The 23,775-nt window shown below is 59.5% G+C and carries 25 protein-coding genes; 6 read left to right on the plus strand and 19 right to left on the minus strand.

From position 1 onward, the window contains the following. Nucleotides 1–30 precede the first annotated feature (30 nt). The 4 genes from EJ075_RS01180 to EJ075_RS01195 form a co-directional block, all read right to left on the minus strand. A complete protein-coding gene (locus EJ075_RS01180; protein WP_126103040.1) occupies nucleotides 31–528 on the minus strand; it encodes a hypothetical protein in 498 nt (165 codons plus the stop codon). Between the two features lie 27 nt (nucleotides 529–555). Beyond that, nucleotides 556–831, minus strand: coding sequence for a hypothetical protein (locus EJ075_RS33335; protein ID WP_206437525.1), 276 nt, complete (start codon nucleotides 829–831; stop codon nucleotides 556–558). Between the two features lie 284 nt (nucleotides 832–1,115). Continuing rightward, nucleotides 1,116–1,724: a gamma carbonic anhydrase family protein gene (locus tag EJ075_RS01190; protein WP_126103041.1), complete on the minus strand. Its 609-nt coding sequence runs from the start codon at nucleotides 1,722–1,724 to the stop codon at nucleotides 1,116–1,118. A 159-nt stretch (nucleotides 1,725–1,883) separates the two neighbouring features. Beyond that, nucleotides 1,884–3,182 carry an Nramp family divalent metal transporter gene (locus EJ075_RS01195; RefSeq protein WP_126103042.1) on the minus strand — a complete coding sequence of 433 codons (1,299 nt, stop codon included), beginning with the start codon at nucleotides 3,180–3,182 and terminating at the stop codon, nucleotides 1,884–1,886. Between the two features lie 327 nt (nucleotides 3,183–3,509). Here EJ075_RS01195 and EJ075_RS01200 point away from each other — a divergent pair, with 327 nt between their 5' ends. After that, entirely contained in the window at nucleotides 3,510–3,824 is a 315-nt protein-coding gene (locus tag EJ075_RS01200) for a hypothetical protein (RefSeq protein WP_095486380.1), read from the plus strand. 84 nt (nucleotides 3,825–3,908) lie between these two features. Here the strand turns inward: EJ075_RS01200 and EJ075_RS01205 are convergent, their stop codons facing one another. From EJ075_RS01205 to EJ075_RS01230, 6 genes are all read right to left on the minus strand, one after another. Next, nucleotides 3,909–4,544, minus strand: coding sequence for a LysE family translocator (locus EJ075_RS01205; RefSeq protein WP_348627356.1), 636 nt, complete (start codon nucleotides 4,542–4,544; stop codon nucleotides 3,909–3,911). A gap of 161 nt (nucleotides 4,545–4,705) precedes the next feature. Further along, on the minus strand, nucleotides 4,706–5,233 hold the full coding sequence (locus EJ075_RS01210; RefSeq protein WP_095486379.1) for a ferritin-like domain-containing protein: 528 nt from the start codon (nucleotides 5,231–5,233) through the stop codon (nucleotides 4,706–4,708). 195 nt (nucleotides 5,234–5,428) lie between these two features. Next, nucleotides 5,429–5,647: a hypothetical protein gene (locus tag EJ075_RS01215; protein WP_095486378.1), complete on the minus strand. Its 219-nt coding sequence runs from the start codon at nucleotides 5,645–5,647 to the stop codon at nucleotides 5,429–5,431. A 315-nt stretch (nucleotides 5,648–5,962) separates the two neighbouring features. Further along, nucleotides 5,963–6,184 (minus strand): hypothetical protein, encoded by a 222-nt coding sequence (locus EJ075_RS01220; RefSeq protein WP_095486377.1) that lies wholly within the window; start codon nucleotides 6,182–6,184, stop codon nucleotides 5,963–5,965. Nucleotides 6,185–6,224: 40 nt separating this feature from the next. Further along, on the minus strand, nucleotides 6,225–6,596 hold the full coding sequence (locus tag EJ075_RS01225) for an STAS/SEC14 domain-containing protein (RefSeq protein ID WP_158302615.1): 372 nt from the start codon (nucleotides 6,594–6,596) through the stop codon (nucleotides 6,225–6,227). Between the two features lie 99 nt (nucleotides 6,597–6,695). After that, nucleotides 6,696–7,850 (minus strand): DUF3182 family protein, encoded by a 1,155-nt coding sequence (locus EJ075_RS01230; RefSeq protein WP_126103043.1) that lies wholly within the window; start codon nucleotides 7,848–7,850, stop codon nucleotides 6,696–6,698. Between the two features lie 265 nt (nucleotides 7,851–8,115). Here EJ075_RS01230 and EJ075_RS01235 point away from each other — a divergent pair, with 265 nt between their 5' ends. Then, complete coding sequence (locus EJ075_RS01235; RefSeq protein WP_206437526.1) at nucleotides 8,116–9,144, plus strand: MBL fold metallo-hydrolase; 1,029 nt, start codon at nucleotides 8,116–8,118, stop codon at nucleotides 9,142–9,144. Between the two features lie 28 nt (nucleotides 9,145–9,172). On the opposite strand, the gene EJ075_RS01240 is transcribed toward EJ075_RS01235, so the two are convergent. Next, complete coding sequence (locus EJ075_RS01240; RefSeq protein WP_126103045.1) at nucleotides 9,173–9,697, minus strand: metallophosphoesterase; 525 nt, start codon at nucleotides 9,695–9,697, stop codon at nucleotides 9,173–9,175. A 764-nt stretch (nucleotides 9,698–10,461) separates the two neighbouring features. Between EJ075_RS01240 and EJ075_RS01245 the strand changes: the two genes are divergently transcribed. Beyond that, the gene (locus EJ075_RS01245; RefSeq protein WP_095486599.1) at nucleotides 10,462–10,716 is read left to right on the plus strand and encodes a DUF982 domain-containing protein; all 255 of its coding nucleotides are present in this window, start codon (nucleotides 10,462–10,464) and stop codon (nucleotides 10,714–10,716) included. Between the two features lie 10 nt (nucleotides 10,717–10,726). On the opposite strand, the gene EJ075_RS01250 is transcribed toward EJ075_RS01245, so the two are convergent. Continuing rightward, on the minus strand, nucleotides 10,727–11,038 hold the full coding sequence (locus tag EJ075_RS01250) for a hypothetical protein (protein ID WP_126103046.1): 312 nt from the start codon (nucleotides 11,036–11,038) through the stop codon (nucleotides 10,727–10,729). 267 nt (nucleotides 11,039–11,305) lie between these two features. Between EJ075_RS01250 and EJ075_RS01255 the strand changes: the two genes are divergently transcribed. Then, nucleotides 11,306–11,629: a hypothetical protein gene (locus EJ075_RS01255; protein WP_095486598.1), complete on the plus strand. Its 324-nt coding sequence runs from the start codon at nucleotides 11,306–11,308 to the stop codon at nucleotides 11,627–11,629. Between the two features lie 64 nt (nucleotides 11,630–11,693). Here EJ075_RS01255 and EJ075_RS01260 read toward each other — a convergent pair whose 3' ends face one another. The 7 genes from EJ075_RS01260 to EJ075_RS01290 all read right to left on the minus strand — a co-directional run bounded on the left by EJ075_RS01260 (nucleotide 11,694) and on the right by EJ075_RS01290 (nucleotide 21,413). Continuing rightward, a complete protein-coding gene (locus EJ075_RS01260; RefSeq protein WP_126103047.1) occupies nucleotides 11,694–14,240 on the minus strand; it encodes an NAD-dependent epimerase/dehydratase family protein in 2,547 nt (848 codons plus the stop codon). A gap of 92 nt (nucleotides 14,241–14,332) precedes the next feature. Then, the gene (locus tag EJ075_RS01265; RefSeq protein WP_126103048.1) at nucleotides 14,333–14,629 is read right to left on the minus strand and encodes a hypothetical protein; all 297 of its coding nucleotides are present in this window, start codon (nucleotides 14,627–14,629) and stop codon (nucleotides 14,333–14,335) included. Between the two features lie 86 nt (nucleotides 14,630–14,715). Beyond that, the gene (locus EJ075_RS01270; protein WP_126103049.1) at nucleotides 14,716–16,026 is read right to left on the minus strand and encodes an HlyD family type I secretion periplasmic adaptor subunit; all 1,311 of its coding nucleotides are present in this window, start codon (nucleotides 16,024–16,026) and stop codon (nucleotides 14,716–14,718) included. Beyond that, on the minus strand, nucleotides 16,026–17,771 hold the full coding sequence (locus EJ075_RS01275; protein WP_126103050.1) for a type I secretion system permease/ATPase: 1,746 nt from the start codon (nucleotides 17,769–17,771) through the stop codon (nucleotides 16,026–16,028). Before EJ075_RS01275 ends, EJ075_RS01270 begins: the two co-directional genes overlap by 1 nt. 105 nt (nucleotides 17,772–17,876) lie before the next feature. Beyond that, nucleotides 17,877–19,268 (minus strand): family 16 glycosylhydrolase, encoded by a 1,392-nt coding sequence (locus EJ075_RS01280; RefSeq protein ID WP_126103051.1) that lies wholly within the window; start codon nucleotides 19,266–19,268, stop codon nucleotides 17,877–17,879. A 242-nt stretch (nucleotides 19,269–19,510) separates the two neighbouring features. Continuing rightward, complete coding sequence (locus tag EJ075_RS01285; protein WP_126103052.1) at nucleotides 19,511–20,854, minus strand: SGNH/GDSL hydrolase family protein; 1,344 nt, start codon at nucleotides 20,852–20,854, stop codon at nucleotides 19,511–19,513. A gap of 265 nt (nucleotides 20,855–21,119) precedes the next feature. Next, complete coding sequence (locus EJ075_RS01290; protein ID WP_126103053.1) at nucleotides 21,120–21,413, minus strand: hypothetical protein; 294 nt, start codon at nucleotides 21,411–21,413, stop codon at nucleotides 21,120–21,122. Between the two features lie 216 nt (nucleotides 21,414–21,629). On the opposite strand from EJ075_RS01290, the gene EJ075_RS01295 reads away from it, so the two are divergent. Both EJ075_RS01295 and EJ075_RS01300 read left to right on the plus strand, forming a co-directional pair. Then, on the plus strand, nucleotides 21,630–22,643 hold the full coding sequence (locus EJ075_RS01295) for an alpha/beta hydrolase (RefSeq protein ID WP_126103054.1): 1,014 nt from the start codon (nucleotides 21,630–21,632) through the stop codon (nucleotides 22,641–22,643). A 381-nt stretch (nucleotides 22,644–23,024) separates the two neighbouring features. Further along, nucleotides 23,025–23,699 carry a protein-L-isoaspartate(D-aspartate) O-methyltransferase gene (locus EJ075_RS01300; protein WP_126103055.1) on the plus strand — a complete coding sequence of 225 codons (675 nt, stop codon included), beginning with the start codon at nucleotides 23,025–23,027 and terminating at the stop codon, nucleotides 23,697–23,699. Nucleotides 23,700–23,775: the final 76 nt, after the last annotated feature.

Consider the following 23,775-nt stretch of genomic DNA (forward strand, 5'->3'; position numbering starts at 1 on the left):
GCGAAAGCATCCGTCACTAGGACCGACTGTCTATGAGCGGCTGTTGTTCTTAGCCGCCTCCTCTCGCTGCTTTTTCAGGACTTCGTCAGTCCCGACCAGCTTCTTCGATCCGCCGGGGATCGCTGTAGACACCACAGCAGGCGGGTCGCTTGCGGGGAAAGAATCCTCGAGGCCGGCCTGCAGCTGGTCTTCCAGGGTTTCCGGCTTTTGCGACCGACCAGATGTCCGTCGGGTTTCTGCTTCCTCCAGTGGCTGTTTCATGTCAGGTGAAGACTTGACTTCTCGAACACAGGCATAAAGCTGTTCGATAGCAAATTCCTTCAGTGTTTCGAAGTTGGCTTTATCATCATCTTGCATTGCCTCGATCTGATCGATCATTGTTTTCTCGAACCGATCAAGGGTATCGCTTCCGCAAGCCTGGCAAAGCCGCAATAATGCTTCTTTGAGCATTTTCGGGCCAAAATAGGCCGACGCCTCGAGCTTGAGCCGTTGCAAATCCTCTGGAGTTGCCGCCTGAAGTTTTGACATATGCAGCCCTTTCGCCTGATGAGCATATCAACGGCAATTGTCGGCAGATGTTCCATTCACCGGCTCCGATGCATCGCTCTCGTCAGTAAACCGCCGCCTATCGCGCGAGCCACATCGTGCGGTCGAATGTCGAGCCACGTCGTCGAAGCCATCGATGAACAATATCGCCGGGCCATCGCCCAGGTCTTCGTAGGCGAGACGGACGCCGATCACTTCGACATCACAAAGATCTAGGGGGTAGCGGCACTCACGCTCGCCTGCACTTTCGCCTTCGCCGAAGCCAGGTAGATCCGCGGCGATCACGTATGCGGCCTGCGACAGTTGGGGAGGACCCCACGAAAATAGCCTGCCGAGCCCGGAAAGCCGTGCAGGAGCAGCACCGCCGGCGTCGACGCGTCACCGGCCGTGATAAAGGACAACTCCGTGCCGCCGGAGAGGCGAAATCGTTGACGGGTCGCTGGGCGCATATTCAGACTCCTTTCCTCGATCGTCTGGATCGGCGCTGGCCGGGCTGTTGCCGTTGCTGGCAGGGCGGCGGAGCCGAGGTGAAGGAACGGCGGAAGCTCCGTCGTGATCCTTGCTCCTGGCTATAGCTCCCGGTCGTCGCGATGATCGGCGAGCCCGCTCGCCTCGCGCTGGGTGACCTTCTTCATGTCCATGTCGACGCCGATGCCGGACTGTCGCTGCAGCCCGTAGACCTCTTCGGCAAAGTTCATCTTGGCGAGGACGGCGTCGATCTTCTCGTGCTTGTCGGGCGGGAACATCTCAGCGGGATCGCCGACCGCCACCCATTTGATCGGGACGAGCGAGTTCGGCGGCAGGACGCTGTGCACGTGGACCACGCCGTCGATGCGAACCTCTGTGCGTCGCCCAATGACCGAGCCCTGATAGATTTTGACGCCCGTTGCCAGGAAGCACTCGTCCGCGACGATACAGCCCTTGAGTGAACAGAGCGGCCCGATCAGGACATTATCGCCGATCTCGACGGCGTTCCGGCTCGTGCTGCGGATGTTGAGGTTCTCGCGGACGACGCACTGGGCGCCGATCCGTACCGGCGCGCCATGCGCCTCGATCACCGCCCCGAACGAGACGTGCGTGTGTGGACCGATCGCCACGTCTCCGCAGATCACCGCTGTCGGAGCCACATAGGCGGTTGGATCGATGTTCGGCCGCTTGCTCTGGTGCTCGATAAGCATGGCGGGCTCCTGTGCGAAGGATGTCGACTGAAAAAAGCTAACGGGCGAGAGCAGCGCGAGTTGCGCTGCGCCCAGCCGATCTGCTTCAGCCGTTGGGTTTGCTGATTGCGAAACTTGGTCGAGCGCTTCTTCAACAGATCGCGCGATGCCAGCGTATCGCTAGATGAACCAGGTCGCCACTAGCCCGACTGACGCAGCAAAGGTCGCCAATGTCGTCACGCCGCCAAGGACGTTTGTGCCGGGGCTGTTCACCTTGTCGCCCATGATCTTGCGGTTGTTGGTCATGATGAGGATCAGCAGCAGCAGAGGCGGAGTAGAAAAACCCTGCACAATACCGGACCAGACCAGGGCTTTCATCGGGTTGAAGCCGATGAAATTGAGCCCCACCGCCAACAGTGTGATCACTCCGGTCGCGATGTAGAATTTGGGAGCCTGGCGAGGTTTGTCGTTCATGCCGTGCTTCCAACCCATCGCCTGCGCAAGATCAAAGGCGGCGCCGGTCGTCATGACTGGAACGGCCAGAAAGCCGACGCCGATCACGCCGGCTGCGAAGACAATTCCTGCCGCATCACCGGCAAGCGGCCGCAGCGCTTCGGCTGCCTGGGCGGCTGTCTCAATCTGGGTCTGACCTGCCTCATAGAGGGTTGATCCCGTCGAAAGAATGATGAAATACATGATCAAATTGGAAAACGTCATACCGATCAAGATGTCGCGGCGAGACCGGCGAAGTTCGCCTTCCGTCGCTCCCTTCCGCTCTTTGAGAGTCGTCCTGCCCTCTGCAATCTCTTCCTCGACCTCCTGGTTGGACTGCCAGGTATAGAGATATGCCGAGAGCGTCGTGCCGATGATGGCAACGAGGATGGACAGGTACTCACGGCTGAACTCGATTTTTGGGATCAGAGTGCCGTACAGAACAGACAATGCGTCCGGTTTCGCGAGGACGGCGGAAACCACATAGGCAAGCAGCGTCAGCGCCAGCCACCGGAAGGCGTTTCGGATCAGTTTGTAGGAGCCGAAAACCTGCAGAGCGAAAATAATGGCGGCGACGCCAACCACGATCAACGGAACCGGCAGCGGGACGAACAGATTGAGAGCCGCAGACATCGCCCCGAGATCCGCGGCAGCCTCGATGGTGTTGCCGATCAGCACGCCCACCAACACCGACCACAAGAGCCATCGCGGGTAAAAGTCGGAAATGACCTGGAAGAGCCCGCGTCCGGAGACCTGGCCCAGCTTCGATGAGAGATACACGACAGTGTACATCATCGGCAGGGTAAGTGGCGCGGTCCAGAGCAGGTCGGGACCGAACCTGGCCCCGGCACTGGCGTAGGTTCCGATGGCCGAGCAGTCGTCGTCGGCCGCGCCGGTGATCAGCCCGAGCCCAAGGGCCCGGCCGATGCCGCTACCCTCCCGTCGCGGCTTTTTTCGGCCGGGGTCCTTGCGAGCCAGTTCGCTCATTGGGCACGCACTGCCGCTGGCGTGACGTGGAGGCCAATGGAGACATCCATCGGATTAATCATCCTCTATGGCAACAAGCTGCAGCAGGCGATCATCGGACGGCTCTCGTGTTTGGAATCGAACAGTCAAGCAGGCGCTTTGTTCCGTTGGCAGGCATGCCGCATTAATGGTGGCGGGCAGAGCCGGATGCACAGGACGCCTCGCTGATTGTAGAAAGCGCCGATCGGGCGGCCTGCCAGCAGGTGGGATAGGAACCTTTTCTGAAACACGCCGTTTGCCAGCAGGCGGTTGCATTAGCGACCTTTAAACAACGGAAAGGGTCTTGCCATGAACTACAAGATGATCTGTTTAGGCGCGATGGCGCTTTCTTTGGTAAGCGGCGTTTCTCTCGCGGCAGGCGCCGACACAGGCACGTCTGCCTTGGATGACCCTGCAAAGATGGAGCCGTTCTACACGGACTCCAGCATGAAGACTCTGCGGTCGGACGACGCGTTCACGACGGCGTGGAAAGCGCTGACGGACGAGGACCGCATGGCAATGACAAAAGTCTGCGATGAGGAGATGGCAAACCCCAACGCCGCCAACACCCACCCTGAATTCTGCAGCAATGTCAAAAAGCTCGGCGGCGAGTCGAAGAACTGAACCATGGGAAGGCGGGCAATCGCCCGCCTTTTGGTTAGCGACTGTGAAGGCAAGAGGGATACGATAGCCGCGGGGTCGGCTAGTTTAACGGGTCGCTCCGCCACTCACGGCCATGCGAATGCCCAGGCCAATGATAAAACAGCCGGCGATGCGCTGCTGCCAGAGCCGTATCTTTGGCTGCTTCAGGATCCACTCGCCAACCGCACCGGACGCGAGCGCGTACGCGCCCAGCACCAATACACCTGTGATTTTCTGTGTCCCACCCAGCAACAGCAATTGCAGCGTCACCGATCCTCGAGCCGGGTCAACGAATTGCGGCAGGAACGCAACCATGAACATCATTGGCCAGGGATTTATGAGGTTGGCGATCATTCCTTCTCGTGCAGCCGCTAGCGGACCAAGATTTCTATGCTCTTCGATGGCAACTTCCGTGGCTGACGAGAGCAATAGGCTTATTCCGAGCCAACACAGGTAAGCGGCGCCGGACCATCGGAGCAGACTGAATGCGAGGGGCGACGCCCCAACCAATGAAGACACGCCTAACGCGAGGAGAGGCAATTGAACAAGCCCCGCTCCGACGGTCATGCCCAGCACCGTGAAAAACGCCGTACTTCGTCCGTGAGCAATTCCGCGTGCTGTCACAAGCATGCTGTCGGGGCCGGGCGGGGCCTGCATCGAGATTACGGTCCCCAGGAAAGCTATCCACAACACGGGATCCATGATCCTGCTCTCTCCGCCTGACAACTGCGCAGTGCCTTTCCTGCAACTGACGGTCAGTCAGGCCGGTTCAAGAATTCCGGATGGCAAGCCCGATACCCGCCTCTTCGGAGCGGAGCCCTGGCGATCCCTGCCGGGGCTCCGCAACCCGGTGGCACAAGCAATTATGCGGCCGCTTGAAGAGCGCGTTGGTTGACACCCCCCTCGCCTAGACCCGTCAGCGCTTCGTCCGTTGCGACCTCTTCCTTGAGCGTCGCTTTGAGAAGGGCGGCAACGTCGGCCTTTCCCATCTGTTCTGCCCAGGCGATCAGAGTGCCGTACCGGGCGATCTCGTAATGCTCGACGGCTTGCGCCGCTGCGACCAGTCCGGCGTCGAGCGCAGGAGCACCTTCATAGTCTTCGAGGATCTCGGAGCCCTCTTCAATGATGCCGTCGATCGCCGGGCAGGTCTTGCCGCGTGCTGCCTTGCCGAATTTCTCGAACACTTCCTCGAGGCGGTCGACGTGACCTTCCGTTTCCATGCGATGTTTTTCGAAGGCGGCAGTCACCTTTTCCGACTCAGCACCTTTCGCCATTTTCGGCAGGGCCCTTAGTATCTTCTTTTCGGCATAGTAAAGATCTTTGAGCCCGTCGAGGAACAGGTCCTCAAGACCCTTGGTTGTCGCTTTCGTGGATTTCTTCGCAGTGGCCATGGTCTTCTCCCGCTGGGGTTGGAGCTAGCCTTCCTAAACGTGAAGGCGTCCGATAACCCCACCGGCCAGCAACAAGTTCCACATCAATTCAGCATCGCCAGAAATTTTCCGGCGACTCGCGTCGCATGGTCAGGCGCTGCAAGCGTTACGCTGGTGAGCAGAGGCCGCCGAGGCGATGGTTGCCTCGCTTGCGGCTCAATCGATCCGCCTGATGCGGCCCTTGTCGAGACGGAATACCCCATCCTGCCCGCCCTGCCTCTCAAAATCGGTAAGCAGATCGTCCCAGGTTCCCAGGAACTCGCCACAGTCGTCGCAAAAGATCCGGTCGTCAGGACCGGCGTCGGCCGGAATCCTCAGCCTTATTGTCAGGCAATAAGGGCACTCCAACTGATGGTTGAGATACTGCTTGGTCATGGACGATGGCGAGAATGCACTGGAAATGTGGTCCCTGCAACCTCGCTCGTGCTGGCCCGACGAACTCGGCAAGCAACGTACAGCGATGGGGGCATTACGGCGATTGTTGCGATCCTCCGGGAATAACGAGCGCGCCTGCATTAGGAGCCGAATATTCAAAGCCTATGAAAAACGCAGCAAGAATTAGCGCGCAGATAAGTGCGATTGCTGCCAGTGCGGTTCTGGACAACGGCTTACGCGGTTCGCGATTTTGCAACACTGAATCGGTCCGCTCTCTGTTCGAAGACGACGGAGGGATCAAGACACCTGAACCCATTATATGCCGTCTTTAGCCGGAGGCCACCCGGACTGAGCCGTCGGGGGAATATTGTCGGACGTCAATTCGCCCCGCTTGAGCCTTCTAATGGCTTCGTTGGCTTCAACTTCATCCAGCCCGGAAAGCGGCATGCCGTCAACTATGACGGCTTCCTCGCTCTCGCCGTCATAGACTTCCCACAGGCCTTCCGAATCCTGCCGCTTGTTGTAGGTGGTTGGCATGGCGACTCCCTAAGGCGGTCTGAAGATCAGCTAGATGCTGCTATTGGACACCTGCTACCCACTCCAGAGCCTGGGCCTTTTCGTCCTTCGGGAACACCCTCGCCTCGATCTGCGGGAAAAGCGCGCCCGTCATCTCCGTAGCTGCCTTAATCCACTGTTTTTCGGACACCACTGCGGCACGCTGGAAGCGGTGGAATTCGCCAAGTTTGCTCAAGCCGTACTGCAGATCGCGGCGCAAAGCGTCGCCCGTCATGTCCTCCAAATCCGTAAGGTCCGCCAGGACGCCGATCTCCTCATGTTCGCTCAGCTTCTCCTCGATGGCCGGGATGACTTTGTCGTAGTCCTGCGCGGTCACGGTACCGGCAACGCGAAATGCGGCGACGTTCTCAGGAGCAGAAATAACCTCGATCACTTTTTCCTCCTTTCGAATTGGCTTCACGGGTTATCCCGAACAACTCAAGCCGCCCATGGATGTTCCCTGATTTAAGCGTTTTGCGATCTAATTTGACACTCATGAGCCGGCGCAATTGGCCGGCTCCCGGATCGCTTGCGTGATGACAGTATAGCGCGTGAGGGGGCCCTCATCGGGATCTTCTCCGTGAAAGTGAACGTCCGCGTTCACCGGTGGCCGGCTGTTGTTGCCGAACTCCTTAACTGCGGACGCACGGACGAGTTGGATGTCCGGGTCCTGCTTCATGATCTTTATTGCTGCAAGCTCGGCAGTACTGCCGCCGCCAATGCGCCAGCTGGCTTCGAGCACACCGGATCGCCAGATGCCCGACGAATCGACGCCCTGGCCGATATCGTAGTTGCGCCGCGAGGCGAAAAATCCAGGATAGTCAGCCATCGCCGTGTCATAGGCCCTCGCCTGCACCGTTGCCAAAGCCAGTGCGCGAGGAAGCTGAAGGTCTTCGAGCGCTTCCCATCCGCCGCGCACTACAATGAGATCGGATCCGCCATAAACGGATTGTCCCGCATTATCGGTGGTCGTCCTTTGAGTGCCGTAATAGGCGACAATGATCTCATCGATTTCCGTTCTGCCGACGCTCAGCGTGACGATGTCGCGGAGGTCCGCTTCGAGCACCAGACCGCACTCGTCCAAGTCGGAGGAGCGGTACCGCTCAAGCAGCCTCTCGACGTCAGCAACCGTCAGAACAATGTGTTGGTCTTGGCCTCGCGAGGAAAGCGGCGGCTTAAGCCGGGCAACCCCGAGCCTCAGCAGACGTTCGGCCGCCCGCAGCGCATCGTGCCGCGAAAACACCGTGTAGCCAGGCAATACTGCTGCGCTGACAGTTCTGCCGAAGCCGGTTGACCATTCTTTCGGTCGTTCGGCCAAGCCGTCCACCAGTTCATGGGTTATGGCCTTGGTCATTGCGAAACGCCAAGGCACCACGCCGCCGAAGAGGTCTTGCGGTCCGCCGATACCCAGCCGTGCCGCATCGGTGACAAGCAAGCTGTCGTCGGGCACGAAATACAAGCCGCCGCCATTGCCGATGCTGTTGCCTAGGCCCCGCCGGAAGGCAAATCCCTTGAGGGTCGCAATCGTGCGGGCAACGGCAGCCACGGCTTCCCGTTCGTGAGCGTAGAGGGGCTCGCAGCCCGGCGCTGAGAATGCGATCACCGTCCCCTTTGCCTCGCTCGGCTGAGTGCCTTTGTGCTCGGTCATGTCGCTCGTTCTTGGTGCTACCTCGTTGTGACCGCGGGTTGCCCGCGTTGCGGTCTGCTCCTCGCTCCGAACCGAGACAACGCAGAAGGTGGCAAAAACGTTCAGTCTGATTTGGCCGGCTCGCCGCCTTCTGCATCATTTCGAACGATATCCATGGGAACCGCTACCCAGAGCGCACGATTAGAGAGGATAGACCTCAGGTTCAGGTCGTGTCTGAAGGTGAGCGCCTAGTGGCGAAATTCGAAAACGGTATCGGGTGAATTCCGTGACGTTGCTGGTTCAGCCGCGCCTGGTCAACGATCCCTTCTCGGATGCGGGGCTTCTTCTGGACTTCCGATTCGGCAACCGGGCGATGCTCTTCGACATTGGTGATCTGTCGCCACTTTCGCCGCGCGAAATCCTGCGCGTCAGCCACGTATTCGTATCACACATGCACATGGATCACTTCGCCGGCTTCGATCGGCTCCTGCGGTTATTTCTATACAGGAATAGAACAGTGCATTTCTTCGGCCCGCCTGGGTTGACCGAGGCCGTGCAAGCCAAGCTCAACGCATACACGTGGAATCTCCTCGACGAACAGTCCCACGACTTCATGATAGCGGCCTGCGACTGGACGCCGGCCGGATTTCGTCATTCCCGCCTCTTTCGGGCGCGATCGGGCTTCGCACGGCAGGATACGGCCTCAACCCCAGCTGAGGGAAATATCCTGCTCGATGATCCCGATTTCCGTGTCGAAGCAGCAATGCTCGACCACGGCGTTCCGTGCCTTGCATTCGCGTTTCAGGAAAAGATCCAGGTCAATGTGCAAAAACCACAACTGGAAGCGTTGGGTTTGCCTGTCGGAGCTTGGTTGAACGAAGCCAAGCGTGCGGTCCGGCGCGGAGCTGATCCCGAAACGATACTCGCCCCGACCGCGGATCGGCATATCTCGGTCGGCGAACTCCTCGGTGCCGGAGCCCTGAGAACCGGTCCCGGACAGAGGATTGTCTATGCGACCGATCTCGCATTCAACGAGGCAAATCTCGCGCGTGTCGTTGCGCTTGCGCACGGCGCGAACCAACTGTTTATCGAAGCGGGCTTCCTGCAGGAAGATCGGCGGCTGGCCGCCGCGAAGCGGCACCTCACGGCGGCCGAAGCCGGCACTATCGCCCGGCTTGCGGGTGTTGAACATGCTGTGCCGATGCACTTTTCTCCTCGTTATCTCGGACACGAAGATGAACTGCATGCGGAGTTCGCAGCAAATCTAGCCGCCGGAAGCATTCCTCACTCGGGGACAATGAATACCAACATGTAAGCAACAGCCGGATGATCCGCGTTTTTGATCACTTGCGTTGAATATCGCGGCGGGCCGTTCGCCGACGCCTGCGGGCAAGGATGACGGAAAGGGTGACCGGTCGAAAATCCCAGCTGTCGACGCCGGCGTCGTACTGGCGTGTAACCGGGGTCAATTTGCCGTGGGAATGGCCATGCAGATCGATCGATTTCTTGCCGATCTGATTCCAGGTGCGAAAAGGATAGTGGCAAAGGATCAGCAACCTGCCGTCTATCGTCAGCTCCTTATAATGTTGTGTGCTGGCCCAACCTGCGGCGCCGATAGTCGCTGCGCCATCGTTGTTGCCTATGATCAAGTGCTTCCGGCCATGAAGAGACGACAGGAGCGATGAAACGAATTCGGCCGATCCCTTCGCGAAATCGCCGAGATGCCAGATCTCGTCGTCCGGGCTGACGATTTCGTTCCAGAGCGAGATCAGCGTTCGATCGTGTTCTGCCAGCGAGCCGAACGGGCGACGATCGATACGCAATATGCGGGGATCGCTGAAATGTGTGTCGGCCGTGAAATAGATCATCGAGCAGCTCATGGCTTAAGCCTGTCTTCCCCAACGCGACGCGACGATGGGCAAGCTAAAGATCGTCGGTCACCCGCAGGCAATCTCGACAATTATCCGAGTGTCCTCATCGTAGCTGATGTTCATCCGGGCCCAGCCGAGATCGGAGGTGCGGGCGCATGTCGAGCAGTGGGTGCGCCAGACAGCTTCCTTCGGCGGATCCGGCATTTCAGTGAGCGGTCGACCCAGAAGATGCTGGTAACGGGACGCCTGACACTGATCTCCGTAATAGTATCGCTGCGGCTGGCCGGCGACTTGCGCGACCCAAATCGCGGGATTTCGCGGATGGTTGCGTATCGTGGAGCCTTCCGGTGCCCAATATGTGAACGGAGGCGCAGGGTCGGCCTCGATCACGACCCGCGGCTCCGCCAATTTCACCGGCGGGCTCGAGATACCCAGTTGTTGTTCATCGGATGAGGTACATGCCGACACGAACAGAGCCAAGCAGCCCCCAATTGCAGTCAATGATTTCATAACACTGCCTGGCCCCCTTGAAGCACAGCGTCGGGTCTGCTCCTAAGCTGGCAACTGATAGCCAAATCCAGCCGACAATATGGCTGGGAGATCACCTTCGCGGGGTGACCTTGTATTACGCCAAACTGCGCGGCGTGGTGAGGTCGCAAAGCCTCGCATGGACAGGGCAGCAGCAAGTCCGACAGCAATCAACATTTGAGGTGGCCAAGAAGATCAGACGCGGCTAACATATTGCCACTTTGGAGAGTGTCGTGCGTACGAGACGTTTCAGAAAGCCGATTGTTGTTCAACCTGGCCGGATCGATCGCGACAGGGTTGTTTTGTCGGTCTCCGACGCGGCTGAAGTGCTGCTGAGGGACTGGCCGGCGCCGGCCTCCAAGACGCGACTCGCTGCAATCGAAGCCTGCCTTGCCGTTATTCGCGGCGAAAAGCCGCCGAGGGTCGCGCGCCAGGCGTTCATCGTCGCGGCCAAGGATGCGAGAATCCTGCTCGGCGAACAAATCTAGATCGGCGCCGTCAGGCAGAGCCTCGTTGAGGCAGCTCGATCTCTTCCTCGACCTGCTGCTGCAGATCGTCACGCGCGCGCTTCACCTCGCCGCGAGGTGCCTCCGATTGTTTCTGTCTGTCCAGTTCGTGCTCCACCGTGTCGCGCGAACCTTCTGCCGGATCCTCTTGCGGACGGTTGTTGTCCCGCTCGGCGGCTTGATCTTGTCGCTTGTCCTTTCTGCCCTGATGACCATCGGGACTGCGCTCATCGGCGTGCTCGGTATTGTCTGTGCTTGAGCCTATCCGATCTCCGCCAATTGTTTCGTCTGGCATGTTGGTCATACTCCGGCTCCCGGATTTTGGTTGCGCGAAACCTTGCGTAGTGCGTCTCGCCTTCTGCACGTGTTTCGTTGATGAGGCCAACGGCAGATTTGCAGCTTGGTTCCATCCAACCTGCTGCGGACTAACAGCCACCAGATATCGGCTGAACCAAGCGCTTCCAAGCCTGCGATTAATGTAGCGCCCGGCCGCGACAAAACCGTCCCTGAGGGAACTTTCAATTTCCGCGTGGGTTAAGGCCAAACAGCCAATTTCGAGGGAGAAATGATCATGGCTAACGCCCAGCAGGAACTGGCCGAATTCGTCATCAGCAAGGCCTTCAATCCGGTCATGCGAGCGAAACCGGGTGGAAAATCCGATGCCGATCGCAAAACCTTGGAGCACGTGCAGCAGGCGACCAAGGCCGAGATCGAGCGCTATCGCAATTACGACTCCGCTCAGCAGGTCGTCGTCAATTTCAAACGCGACCTGAGCTCCGACGCCGCCAAGAAGGTGCACTCTCAGCTGCGGCGCCTGCATCTGCCGACAATCGAGGACATCAAAGATGACTTCGAAGATAAGGCCCGCAAGCTCGGGGTCAAAGCCTCGTCGTGACGGACCTGGTCACTGCACCCGTGACGATATCGGCTCAGATCGCCAGGTGCTGAAGTCGAATTGCTCACACAATCGCTCGATCCCAACCGCCATAATGTTGGTCGCTGCGCGTGCCGCGCGGCAAGCTGAGCACGATCAGCGCCAGACCGATCACAACGTCCGCCGCGATCGCGATGGTTCCACCGCCGGCAAACACGAAGGGTGACACCGCGATCCATGCACCAAGCACTACATTGAGGAAGCGCAGCGGCCGGACAATTTCGGCCATGGCCGTGACTGCGACCATGATAATGAGACAGCCGACGACGTGATCGCTGAAATAGAGCGGCGGTTGCGTGCCAAAGATCAATGGCGTTGTCATCAGCAAGGCGCCGAGCAGCGTGCTCGCAACCAGCGTCCACGGGAAGTTCACGCCGCCGGTGACAAATTCCTTCAGCAACGCGGAAGCTGGACGGTCTAGGTCGGTGTCAGGCGTCTGGTTCTCCGACAGCGCAGGTCCGCCCCTCCAGAAGGTACGCCAGAACGGCTCGCCCGCCCTCGTGGCGCCCCAGAGATACTGGATGGTCGCCAGCACCTCATCGACCGAGTAGGGGATCAGCACCACCGTGACGGCGGCCTGGAGGATGCAGAGCGTGCACAGCGCACCAATCAGCGGTGGCTGGATGATGATGAAGGAGACGCTGACCACGCCGAGCGGAACGATCAGCAAGCCGAAGAGGAGCACCATCCACGGCATGGTGCGCCAGCGCCGGCGGTCGCCGATCGCGCCGGCCAGGATATCGAGGCAATAGGCGAAGGCGCCGAGCCCTGCATCGGCTATTGGAAAACCTTGCGAGACCCATGACGTCACCACCGCTTCGCTGCCGTTGCGCACCGGTGCGCCGCCGGGGCCGAAGAACGGATCCCATAGCCCATCTATGTGGCCCATCTGGTAGGCGGCGAGATAACGCGAAACGAATAGGCCGACGAAGGCCAGCGCCACGATGGGGATCCGCTGCGTGAAGGTGGATGGCGAATAGGTCCAGCCCAGCGGGCGGTCGTCGTCGGCCGCCAGCGCGCGACGGCTGATACCTGGGGTCGGCGGGATCATCACCGCGAAGGCGACGATCAGCATGCCGACAAGCGTGTCGACAGCATAGGCGGCAGGGCTGGTCGTCCAGAACAGCAACGGCGCAAGCATCACCCAAAGACCGAGCGACGCCGTGATCCACTGCACCCAGCGCCAGCGTTGGAGCATGCCCAGCAACGCAAAGACCGTCACGAGCAGGCCGGAAACGATTTCGCTAACACCGAGACCGGCGTTGCGGAATTCGGGCTCCGCAATAGCATGTCCCAGAGCGGGAGGTATTGCGGCTGCGACGGGATCGAACAGGCCAACCGTCATCGGCGACGTGACCAGCCACAGTCCGAGCGCAGCGTTGGTCATCGGCGCCCAGAGCGTTCTGAACCGATGCCGTTTTGTGGCCGCCTCGACGTCTTTCTTGCTTCGCTCGAGCGGTCCCTTGAGGCGCCTTTCCGCCTGCTCGATCTCGGGATCCGAAGCCGCGACAACGGGCGGATTGAGCTTGTTGGCCGCGTACCAATCCGTTGGGTCCTGTTTCAGCCGCCGGATCATCTCCGGCAGTGTGTCCAGCAGGCTGTGTCGTGGTGCCCAACCCAGCAGAGCCTCGGCCCGCGAGATATCGATCTCGTAGTGATCGTCCGAGTTCTCGATCATCCACGGCTTGATGTCGGTGTCCTGATCGAGCACCTCCGTCTGCAACCAGGCGCCCAGCTTCGTCAGCTCCTTCGGCAGCGCCAAGGTTCGCCAGTCCTCGCCATGGATGAGCCGGCCGATGCGCTTCTGCATCTCCTCGTATGAGGGTGTGTCTTCTTCGCCGATCAGAAGCACGGTCTCGACTGGAAGTTCGGCGCGCCGGTCGACGGTGCGCACCACCGCATCGACGAGATCGTCCTTATGCAGATAGGGCTGGCCGGCGGTGATATCGCCGGCGAACAAATAGGCGGTCGGCAAGCGCTCGAAGATGCGAGCGATCTGCTGGGCAACGAAGGCCGCCCGGCAGTCTTCGTCATAGACGCCGGCGAACCGCAGGATCACCGTTTTGATTTCGCCGCGCTCCCTCGAGATCAGCGCCTCGGTTTCGGCTTTCGATTGGGGGTAGGCCCAGGCCGGGTCGAGCGGCGAGTCTTCATCTATTTTCGTGCCCTTCCCCGGACTTGGCGCATGAACGAGAAGCGTGCTGGAAAACACGAACTGCTCGGTCTTGATCGCCGTCAGCGCATTCAGGAGCCGGCGCGTGCCCTGCACGGTGACGGCGTCATATTTCGGATTGTCCTTGCCGGTCGTGTCGTAATAGGCAGCAAGATGGATGACCGAGGCGATGCGGCCACCGCTGCGCACCCGTGCCGCCTCCACAGCCCTCCCCACGCCCTCGTCGGAGGTGAGATCGATCTCGATCGTTCCCATGTTGGCGGGGGGATGTTTCGGCATTGCTACATCGAGGCCGATGATGCGGTAGCGGTCAATCAAGCCTCGCGCAATCGCCTGCCCGAGGAAGCCGCTGCTACCGGTAATAAGAACCGTCGGAAGGGTCGTGCCGTGATTTGCCATAGGTCAGGCCCGTTTTCGTGTTTTAAACAAGACCCGATGACACGATGCGCTTTGGCCATGGTGCAGCATCGCACTCGCTGGGCTCGCGATTTTCAGCTAGCCCCTCTTATGGGTGGCTTGTCCGGGTCGTTCCATTCCGCCTTGCGTGCCCGCGCTTCGTCCGCGATCAGCTTGAACTCCCGCATCATCGCGCTCTCAATGGCGAATGCACCGCTTGGCAAGGCGCCGGGATCTTCCTGATTATTCTGGAATTGAAAACGGGCCTCCAGTTCTGCCCATATTCGCTCGGAACTGGCGTCGAGGCCGGCAAGCAGCGCGACGACTAGCGACAAAGTCTCCCGCTGGGCATTCAGCCGCCCCTCGATCTCTTCATTCGTCAACTCGGACATGTGGGATCGCTTCCAGTTTCAGGCGAAACGGCAAAATCGCGCCCTTGTTCCGGAATTTAGCTCGTCGGCTCGCCCAGACACCCAGCCTACTCTTCCCTGAATGCCCGTTGGACTTGGTCCGCCAAAGGTTTCACGAGATAGGACAGCATGGTGCGGCTGCCGGTCGAAAAGAACACCTCGACGGGCATTCCAGGTGCCAAGGTCAGGCCCTTGAGCCTGGTAAGCTCTGTGCGCGGCAAAACAATGTGCACGGTGTAAAAGCCGGCGCCTGTTTTCTCATCGAAATTCAGGTCGGCGGAAATCTTGCCCACGACACCGTTCAGCTCCGGTGTTGTTTGCTGATTGAATGCCGACAGCCGCAAGGTCGCGCTTTGCCCTGGCGTCAATTGATCGATATCTTGGGGTGCCACGTGCGCCTCGACAGTCAGGTCGTCGGTCACCGGGACTATCAGCATGATGAGTTCTCCCGGAGAAATCACACCACCGACCGTGTGCACGCCGAGTTGATGAACGACGCCGGTCTGCGGACTGCGAACATCGATACGCTTGAGCTGATCTTCAGCCGAGACCTTGCGCTCGACGAATTCAGAGATCCTTGCCTGGACGTCACGCAGTTCGGTCGCCACCTCGCTGCGCAAATCCTGGTCGATCTGAATGATCTGCAAACGGATCTCCGACGTACGACCCTTCGATTGCGCTATGGCCGCAGTCAGTTGCCCGTGCTCACCTTTAAGCCGCACGGCATCGCGTTCAAGCGCAGTTATGCGATCAATTGAAACCAGCTTGCGTTGCCAAAGTCCGCGCATGCCTTCGAGCTCAAACCCGATCAACTTGATTTCCTGGCTCTTGGCATCTCTTTGCTCGGTCAGGCCGGAAACTTCTTCGGCAAGCTGCGCAATGCGCTCTTCCAACTGGGCCTTCTGACCGGCGCGTGCCTGTCGGCGAAATTCGAATAGAGATTGCTCGCCGGCCATCGCCCGACCAACCTCAGGGGCATCCTGCCGTGACACAAGCGAAGCTGGAAAGGTGATGCTTCCTTTGCCGTCGCGTTCGGCCTCAAGGCGAGCCAGTCGCGCTTCGAATTCGTCCAAGCTCTTGGTAACGATTGCCAAATTGGCCCGAGTGATCGTCTCATCGAGGCGGATCAAAACCTTGCCCGATTGCACGGCATCGCCTTCCCGGACGAAGATTTGACCGACCACGCCACCAGTTGGATGCTGGACTTTCTTGACGCTGGAATCGACGACCAATTTTCCCGAAGCGATAACGGCTCCGGAGAGCGTGGTGACCGCAGCCAAACTCCCCGCCCCGCCGACCAGCAGGATGCAGGTTGCGACACCGCCAAGCAGATAGCGTCGAATAGTGCGATCCGCCGCGAATATCGTGCGTTGCGCCATCAGGATGCCGTCTCTTCAAGCCCGGAAACGACCTTCAAGGGAACGCCTGCTGGGCGAGTTATCTTGTTCAAGATCTCATTCGTCGGGCCAAAGGCCACGATGCGGGCGTTCGCCATCACAAGAACCTGATCCAGGCTTGCCAGCGCGCTCGGCCGGTGTGCGACCACGATGGCAACGCCGCCTCGAGCGCGGACACTTTGAATTGCTTCCGTCAACGCGGCCTCGCCTTCCGCATCGAGGTTGGAGTTAGGCTCGTCGAGAATAACAAGAAACGGGTCACCGTAGAGAGCCCGTGCAAGCGCAATCCGCTGTCTCTGGCCAGCCGAAAGTGCCGACCCGGCCTCGCCGATCCGCGTCTCGTAGCCTTCCGGCAGGTGGATGACGAGATCATGGACACCAGCCACGCGCGCAGCCGCCAGTATCTTGTCCGAGGGCGCTTGCGGTTCGAAGCGCGCGATATTCTCGGCAATGGTGCCGTCGAACAATTGCACATCCTGCGGCAGATAGCCGACATGGTTGCCCAGCTCTTCCGGCGACCACTGGTCGAGCGTTGCGCCATCCAACCTGACGGTTCCACGAACTGGGAGCCATATACCGGCAATAGCGCGCACGAGCGATGACTTGCCAGAAGCGCTCGGCCCGACAATGCCGAGGCCGACGCCCCTTTCCAATGCAAAGGTGGCGTCTTGCACGACCAAACGGCGCTCTCCCGGCGGTGTGACACTGATATTTTCGACCGAAAGAGCAGATCTCGGTGCAGGCAGGGAGACACTTATCGCAGTTTCGGGAAGCAGGACCAAAAGCTGGGTCAACCGGGTCCAGGCCTGGCGGGCGGTGACGAAACCCCTCCAGTGCGCGATAGCCAGTTCGATTGGTGCGAGCGCCCGGCTCATCATGATCGAACTGGCGATCATGATGCCTCCGGTCGCTTCCTGATGGATGACCAGATAAGCGCCTATCGCCAAGATACCCGATTGCAACATCATGCGCAGGATCTTCGAGATCGTTCCGAGTGTCCCGGCAAGGTCACTCGCCGTTGCATTGGTGTCGAGATAGTCAGCATTGATCCCTGACCAGCGCTCGGCGATGCGTGATCCAAAGCCCATGGCCTGCAGAACCTCGACATTGCGACGTGTCGCTTCGGCAAGCGTATTGCGCGCTGCCGCTTGACTGTTTGCCTTTCTGGCGGGCTCTCTCGTGCGAATTTCGGCAAGCAATGTCAGGCTGAAGAGAATCACCACGCCGGCCAGCGCCGTCATGCCGATCCAGAAATGGAACAGGAAGCAAATTGCGAGGTAGAGCGGCATCCAGGGCAGGTCGAAAAGCGCGGTCGGACCGGCGCTCGACATAAACGATCGCACTTGGTCAAGATCACGCAACGATTGGAGGCCGTCGCCTGCGAGCTTGGTGCGCAACGGCAAACGCATGAGAGCGGCATAGACCTGTCCGCTCAAGCGCGCATCCAGCGCCATTCCGATGCGCACCAGCAAACGCGACCGGATGAGTTCGAGAACGCCCTGAAAGACGAAAAGTGTGCCGGCAAACACGGCAAGCCCGACGAGCGTCGGCACGCTGCGGCCGGGTATGACGCGATCATAGACCTGCAGCATGAAGAACGAGCCGGTCAGCGCCAGGACATTGACGACGCCGCTCATCAAGGCAATTCCCGCCAACGCTCGCCGGAAGGAAGCCAGAACCGCCGCGAGGGTCGTTCGCGGCGGCTCGGGTGGATGGGGATGCGACATCGCCTTCACATCAGTCCCGGTTCAGTCTCAGGCGGCAATGACCGCGCCCGAAATCAGGCCTGATGACGAACGCGTCCGTGCCGAGCCCACCGTCAGGTGTTACGCCTAGATAATCCAATCGTTCAACGCATAGGCATGGATGTAGTCGATCTGCATTTCCGCCGGCGTCGCAAGCCCGTCGGCAGGCGCTCCCGCGATGCCACCAACCGCCAGATCGACCAGCATATACATCGGCTCGTGCATATCGGCAGGCGTTGCGGCACGAGCAACTTCGACGTCATCGAAATACCAAACGAGTTCGTCTTCTGTCCACAGCACGCCATATGTGTGGAACCCTTCGGTATCCGCGGCATACGCCGTCGAGGTCACTGTCGTCTGAGTCCCCGTCTCGTTCGAGTGGCTTGTCAGAATGAGCTTGTTTGGATCCTGACCGACCATCTCCACGACGTCCAGTTCCGGTGGCCAGGAGCCGTCTGCCGGGAGAAGCCAGAAGGCCGGCCATACACCCTGTTTTTCGGGCATGTCGGCTCGAATTTCGAAATAGCCGTAGGTCTGCGCGAAGGATTCGTAGGTCGTCAGCAAACCTGACGTGTATTGGTAGTTGTTTATCTCGGGCCGGATCGCCGCAGGGGCCTTGGCGGCGGTAATCGTAAGAATACCGTCGTCAACGCTGAACGGGTTGACGGAACGCGTCGGGGCGTAGTTGGTATCGATATACCATTGAAGCTCTTTGTTGCTCGTGAGCGAGCTGCCGTTTGCGGCTCCCCACCAGAAATTCGAGTCCCAGGTGCCGCTCGAGCCATTCCACAGGTCCAGCGTGTCGAACTCGTCCGAAAAGGTGAGTTCCAGAGCCGACCTGTCCACGGCCATCTTGAACTGACTTGCGGTAAACTCGCCGATGGTCTTGTTGGCGAAGACGAGAAACTCGTTGTCGGACAGATTGAGTCGGACGTTCGCTCCCGACTGGACCATGTTGGCGCGCACCTCCTCGAAGGAGGTGAAGCCGTAGCTCCCGACACGGACGGTATCCTGAGCGCCAAAGTCCAGGATCAGATCACTGCCGTTGCCGGGGGTCACGATGAAAATGTCCGCCCCGGATCCGCCCTTGAGCACGTCATCGCCCTGTAAGCCGTCGAGCGTCTGTTGGCCGGAGCCGCCGGTAATGATGTTGTTCAGCTCGTTTCCGAAAGCATAGCGTTTGTCGCCCGTGACCGTCAGGTTCTCGAAATTCGCTGGGAGCTTATAGCTCATCCAGGTCGAGATGGTGTCGACACCCTCGCCGGGCCGCTCGACCGCCTTGTTTTTCGAGGAATACAGATAATAGATGTCATCGCCCTTGCCGCCATACATCGTGACGGTGACACTGCCGTCCCCATATATCGAGTCGTTGGACGTGCTGCCATAAAGTGTTGGGCCGGAATTCGTCGCTGAATACCACTTTACGGAGGACCCGCTATAGGGAAGTGGAACGCCCTTGGCGTTCAGTACCGTGGCCATCCCGGTCTTTTCTCCTTTTGTCTCGCCCCGATGTCAGCCCTAACACCTATCGCGGGCAAAAGGAGCCAATACCTTTTGGCTTTCGACTTAGGAGAGTTACCAAACGCTTAACACGTCGTGGGACCTGTGTGGGAAATCCGGATCCCAGTCCCAAGCACCAGGTTGCAATTCTCGGTCTCGACATCCGGGGGAACCGACCTTGCCGCGCAATACCTGAGCAGCGCGGCAAGGTCAGCAGTGACCTATTTAGCTGAACCCAACAGGACGTCGAGATCGACCGCGTCTGCCATCGCCTTGTATCCCGCGTCGTTGGGATGAAGATTATCGCCGCAGTCGTAGTCGTCGCGCAGATACCCCGGTTTGGCCGGGTCTTCCATCACCTTGTCGAAGTCGACCACGCCATCGAAGCCGCCACCGGTGCGTATCCATTCGTTCACTGCGACGCGTATCTTTTCCTTCTCGGGTGTGTAGTAACCCTCGGTGGGAAGTCCTTTGAAGGTGTCGGCGAAGGGGGTCAACGTCGCGCCTACAATGCGTATGCCGTGGGCATGCGCGCGGTCGATGAGCTGTTTGTATCCGGTGATGATCTCTTCGGCGGCCGGTTCCTTGTCGTCCGGCGTGATTGCATTTTCGCCGGGCCAGCCGATATCGTTGATGCCCATCATTACGACGACGGTCGAGACTTTCGGATGGCTCAGGATATCAGAATCGAAACGCGCCAGCGCATTGACACCCATACCGTCGGTCAACACGCGATTGCCCGAAAAAGCTTCGTTAATCACCGCGACCTTGTGGGCGGTTTCCTGCAATCGCTTGGCGATATGGTCTGGCCAGCGGTTATTGGCGTCGGGGGTCGAACAATTCCCATCCGTGATGGAATCCCCGAAAAACACGATCGCCTGGGATTCCGGCGCGGCGTCAACCCATATATCGCTCAGAAAAAGGCGTGATTTGAGTGTGCTGTCAGCTTTGAACGCCGCCTCGTTTGTGAAGTTCCCCGGGCCGGAAATGTAGGCGGTTTGCACACCATCCCAATGCACCGACGAGAGCGCCGTCTTCTTCGGCAGGAAGATGCTGACCGAGATTTCGGAAAGCGCTTCTGCCGGCAGGTCGACGGGGTCGCTGAGGATCGGGGCTCCCGGCGGAACGACCACAGAACTCTTGCCGCCCCAGGTCAGGGGCTTCAGGGTCGCCTGATCGACGTCGCCGTTCTTGCCTGCTATTCCGACGCTGCCGGCCCCGATAGTCAGCGGCCTAGCGCCGAAAGCATTCGATAGGACGACCCGGACGGTATTGCCGCCAACGCTGATGCGGGCAACTTGGCGGACGGTCTGATTCTCCAATACCTCCGGCACTCCAAAAGGCGCAGGAAGATCATCCAACCAGCGCGGAGCAGGTGTGGCAGCCCAAGTGGTGATCCAGGCTCCCGTTTCGGCGCTTTGTGCCCCGAAACCAACCGTCGCGGAACCGGCGGCCACAGCTGCACATATCAGGATAGTCTGACGCAGACGCCGTTTCCTCCCTGCTGCGGGAGAAAGCACCGATGAAACCTTACCTGCAAAATTGAAACACCTATTGAGCCGCATTTTCATCTCCTCCTCGAGACATGCTGGTAATGCCGCCGCCGGCCTAATTATGACGGGCATCAGAGGAAATGAAATTGAACTTCCGTTGCGATCTTGGACCAGCGCCAGGAGCAAGATGTCCGACCGTGGCAGAGAGATGCCGCCTGCCTGTTTGCGGCGAGCGGCGGACTGAGCAGGCTCTCGATCGTGACCGCGGTACTATATCAAAGTCATCGCTGCGGTTCGAGTGAAGGCCCCCAGAACCAGACTTGGCGTGCGGAAGGCATCAGCTTTGCCCCAAAAGTGCACGCGCTAACTCTTGCCATTCCTCATCAAGCGTCAAGGTCGACGGCGCGGCGCCGCAGCGACGATACCAATATTCCGCATTCGATTGATCGCCTTCCTTGCGATGGAGGTAGGCATGAACGCGCATACCCGCCGTATCGTCGCGCGCCTGCGCGCACTCGTGCGCCTTATCCCAATCGCCCTTTGCATCCCACCACAGCGCCTGCAGGGCGGGGCTCAAGCCGGCGGGCGGCTGTGATTGCGCAATCGAATCTCTGAAGGCTTGCAGATCCATTTTTGCTACCGACGTGATGTGTGTGGGCGGCGCCGATAGTGTAGCCCCGGATTCTCCAACAGTGAAGTCGCACGGTGCACAGCAGAGAGGCGGTCCTCTTTGTGCGTGCCACGATCAACTGATCGTTATCTCCGTGCCGAGATGGTGACGAGGCCTGTCACAAGCCGCTCGTATTGATGGCCATAATTCTCGCCGAGAATTACAGAGAGGACTTTCATGCGCATTCCAGCCAGCGCCGCCATCTTCATCACCCTAACGACATCGGCTCTCGCCCAGGACCCCGGCGCGACCGCCTCCGGTGCCGTCTATGGCCCTCGACTGGAGGGCTTCAGCTATGCCCATCCGGTCAAGATCCACAGCTTCACGTCGCAGCGCCAGCCCATCGAAATGGCTTATCTCGATGTTCCGGCGCGCGGGAAGGCGAACGGCAAGACCGTCGTGCTATTGCACGGCAAGAATTTCTGCGCCGGAACCTGGGAAGTGACCATCGACGTGCTGACGACAGCGGGTTACCGCGTCATTGCGCCGGATCAGGTCGGCTTCTGCAAGTCGACCAAGCCGCCGAAATATCAATTCTCGTTTCAGCAACTGACCAATAACACCGCTGAGCTCATCGAATCCCTCGATGTATCCGACGTCATCCTTGTCGGCCATTCCATGGGCGGCATGCTGGCAGCACGCTACGCTCTGCAGTTTCCTCAAACCGTGGAGCGCCTGGTGCTGGTGAATCCGATCGGTCTCGAGGACTGGCAGGCGAAAGGTGTTCCCTATGCCACCCTCGACACGGCATACGCCAGCGAACTGAAAACCAGCTTCGCCAGCATCAAGGCCTACCAGCAGCGCGTCTATTACAATGGCGACTGGAAGCCGGAATACGACCGTTGGGTGAGCATGCTGGCTGGCATGTACGCTGGCGAGGGCAAGGAGATAGTGGCGTGGAATCAGGCCCAAACCTCGGACATGATCTTCACCCAACCTGTCATCCATGAGTTTGGCAATATCTCCGTACCGACAACGCTGATCATCGGAGGCAAGGATCGCACCGCCCCGGGCAGCAATCGCGCCAGCGCGGAGGTCGCGAAGACGCTCGGCCAATATCCAAAACTCGGACGCGCTGCAGCCGCGGCCATTCCAAACGCGACGCTCGTCGAGTTCCCAGAGCTTGGACATTCACCACAGATAGAGGCACCCGGCGAGTTCCACTCAGCACTCGTGGAAGCGATAAAGTAGCGGCATCCCCGGGGCTTTGGCTCGACGTTGTGGGAACGCCCGTCGTGGCATTCCGCTGCCCGAAGCCATCCAGCAGTCGCAGCATCGCTCGGTGAAACCGGCGTCCACTACTACAACGACGACGTCCCGATCGAGATCGCCGGCTGCCCACGCATGCGGCAATTCAGCCGTTCGTCGTTCGATCACCGCGAGCTAGGACATACCGTTATGGTGACATGGCACCGGATCTCCAGGGCTGCCGCCGGTATATACCAGACGCAACGCTAAAATTGCCTCCGGTCGCGGTGGCCACCCGCAACTGGAAACCATGACGGGCATTGCTGTGACGAACAGGATATAAGCCTATTTGGCAGCAAGCTGGTTGAGGAAAGCCCCACCGTCATGAAGCCAATGAACGAACAACATCTCGCAGTTTTACGCCGACACATGGTTGAGATGATTGCGATCCATACCGACCTTGCAAGCGACGAACTCGGCAAGGCGGCGCTCGATGAACGGGTGATGGCAGCGATGCAGCGTGTGCCGCGCCATCTCTTCGTGCCAAGCTCAGTCGCTCCTTATGCTTATCAGGACATGCCACTGCCGATCGGCTTCGACAAAACCGTCTCGCAGCCGTTCATCGTCGCTCTCATGACCGATCTCCTTGCTCTTCAACCGCACGAGGCGGTGCTCGAGATCGGCACTGGCCTGGGCTACCAAACCGCAATCCTCGCGGAACTCGCCGGGCACGTTTGGAGCGTCGAAATCATTGAGGAGTTCGCGAGCCATGCCGAGGCTCTCCTGCAGGGCCTCGGTCTATCCAATATCAGCATTCGTGTCGGAGACGGGTCTCGCGGCTGGCCCGAGCACGCCCCGTTCGACAAGATCCTAGTCACCGTGGCGGCTGGGCGGGTGCCGTCGGCTTTGCTTGAGCAGCTCAAGCCGGGGGGCCGCTTGGTTATGCCTATGGGACCCGAACAAGGGCAGTTGCTGACGGTCATCGACAAGGGTTCGGTAGGGCAACTGAAGACCCGCAAACTCATCCCAGTTCGGTTCAGCCGGCTCGAAACGGTCTAACGAGGGTGCGGATATCGGGCCACAGGGGTCAGCAACTTCGCTATGCCAGAGGACGCAGGTCGCGCGTGGATCGTTT

It is taken from the genome of Mesorhizobium sp. M6A.T.Cr.TU.016.01.1.1 (assembly GCF_003952585.1).
Taxonomy (GTDB): Bacteria; Pseudomonadota; Alphaproteobacteria; order Rhizobiales; family Rhizobiaceae; genus Mesorhizobium; species Mesorhizobium mediterraneum.